Here is a 2054-nt window from a genome sequence, read left to right as displayed (position 1 = left end):
GTCCTGTTTACCGTCAATAGTCAGTATGTGGTCATGATTGGACCTGAATTCAAGGGGCAGGTTCCTGCGCGATGGTGTGCTCCAGTTGCTGGCGAAGCCAGCGGTGGGCCGGGTCGCGTTGCTGGGTCGGGGACCAGATCATGTAGATGGGAACCGGCGGCAGTGCAACGGGGAAGGGCAGTACTTGCAGCTGCATGGTTTCGGCGTACTGCTGAGCGAGCCGGTCGGGGACGGTGGCAATCAGGTCCGAGCCGCCGCAAACCGCCAGCATGCTGGCAAACTGGGTAACCCGGGCCCCGGTGCGCCGCTGCCAACCGGGAGCATTGAGGATTTGATCCAGTGGTAGCTGCCGGTTGCGGTTCGGCAGCACTACATGTTCCGCATCCAGAAATTGCTGTTTGTCGCAGTGTCCCTTGATATGAGGGTGACTCCGCCGGGCGATGACGACCAGTTTTTCTTCAAGCAATACATTGCGCTGCAGGCGGTCGTCATCGGCCACAAAGGCATCCACGGATAAATCCGCCCGGCCCTTGTGAAGCTCGTCGGGCATGTCATCGTCGGCAGCAATGATTTCCAGTACCACATGGGGAGCCTGCTGTCGGAGCGTGGCCAACAGTGGGCCGAGCACCACCATTTCAAAATAGTCCACGCTGAGAATGCGAAAATGACGCTGGCTGGTGGCCGGGTCGAAACGGTTTTCCGGATTCAGGGTGTCGCGCAGGGCGACCAGCTGCGGGCCAAGCTGATCATGTAGCTCCCGGGCCCGGGGGGTCGGTGTCATGCCGTGGTGGGTGCGAACAAACAGGGTGTCGCCAAAGGTGTGGCGCAGGCGCTGCAGGGCAGCGCTGATTGCGGGCTGGCTCATGCCCAACGATTCCGCGGCACGGGAGAGCTGGCCGGCTTCCATGATGGCATCGAAGACGGGCAACAGATTCAGGTCGATACTGCGTAAATTCAGTTTCATGGATATTACTTATACCAAATATCAATTAGAAAGATAAATACAGTCTGTCTAGTTTGGAGGTGCGCATAACAACAACCGGGAGAATACCCATGGACCAGATACTGACCTTGTCAGTCACCACCTTCATCGTTATCACCGCCATCTGGGAAGTCTTTGCGGGCCGCACCCGCGAAGGAAGAAAGACTCGCCAGGACTGGAAAGTCGCGTTTCTTGCCACTTTCATGATGGTGGCTATTCAGCGCCCGCTGATGCTGCTGTTGATTACTCTGGCGCTGACCGGTCTTTTCCCGGCTAGCGCTGGTTCTCTTGCCTGGCTGCAAAGCGAGTATTTCTGGCCGACCCTGATTGCCTTCTTCTGCATCGAAGAATTCCTGCATGGCTCTTTTCACCTGTTTGCCCACAGTCGCCGCCCGAAGAACAAGGCGCTGCAGTGGGTGCAGGCGTTCTACAAGATGAGCCATCGGCCCCATCACCTGGCTGGCGGCCAGGACAGCAAGGGGCAGCTGTCTGTGACGCAGACCTTTGTGAATGGCTGGGCCTGGTGGTTCATCATGCCTAACTACGCCTTCCAGCTGGTTTGTCTGTATTTGGGCCTGGTGGAAGTCTTTCTTGTGGCGACGGCCTTTAAAGGTTTGTGGGCAGCCCAGACCCATGTGAACTGGAACTGGGATCTGTACTTCCACAATCACAAATGGGCCTGGGTGCGTAAAACCATGTGGGCACTGGCACACGTGATTACCTTTCCGACCCAGCATCACCATCACCATTCCCGTGGCCCGAACTCCGCCAAGAACGTGACGGCCACCCTGGCCATCTACGACTGGCTGATTTTCGGCACGCTGGCCATCGAGAAAGAGAAACCGAAGATGTATGGCTGGCGCCAGAATGATGATGAAGCCAATAGCGTGTTGAAGCGTTACTTCTATTGGGATGTTCGCAACTTCATGCCCGGTGGTGCGGTAAAAGCCAAGGCCCGAGCTGAAGCGAAGGCAGCCAAAAAAGCACAGAAAGACGTGGCCGAAGCCGCCTGATCAACCTCGACTCCTCGTGCTATCCACCTCGGGAGAGTGTGGAATATAAAGACCTCGCC

At 57.1% G+C, this 2054-nt stretch carries 2 protein-coding genes; one reads left to right on the top strand and one right to left on the bottom strand.

Annotation, left to right across the window (positions count from 1 at the left end; all coding sequences use genetic code 11):
- Positions 1–49: 49 nt before the first annotated feature.
- A complete protein-coding gene (locus ADG881_RS04370; RefSeq protein WP_007149664.1) occupies positions 50–964 on the bottom strand; it encodes a LysR family transcriptional regulator in 915 nt (304 codons plus the stop codon).
- An 89-nt stretch (positions 965–1053) separates the two neighbouring features.
- Between ADG881_RS04370 and ADG881_RS04365 the strand changes: the two genes are divergently transcribed.
- Positions 1054–1995, top strand: a complete 942-nt coding sequence (locus tag ADG881_RS04365; RefSeq protein WP_007149979.1) for a sterol desaturase family protein — start codon at positions 1054–1056, stop codon at positions 1993–1995.
- Positions 1996–2054: the final 59 nt, after the last annotated feature.

This window comes from Alcanivorax sp. DG881 (genome assembly GCF_000155615.1).
Lineage (GTDB): Bacteria > Pseudomonadota > Gammaproteobacteria > Pseudomonadales > Alcanivoracaceae > Alcanivorax.
This window is presented reverse-complemented; position numbering and strand designations above follow the sequence as displayed.

Bases quoted from the DNA above. Each gene is read 5' to 3' on its own strand.
- ADG881_RS04370 (WP_007149664.1), bottom strand. From the start codon at position 964: ATGAAACTGAATTTACGCAGTATCGACCTGAATCTGTTGCCCGTCTTC.
- ADG881_RS04365 (WP_007149979.1), top strand. From the start codon at position 1,054: ATGGACCAGATACTGACCTTGTCAGTCACCACCTTCATCGTTATCACC.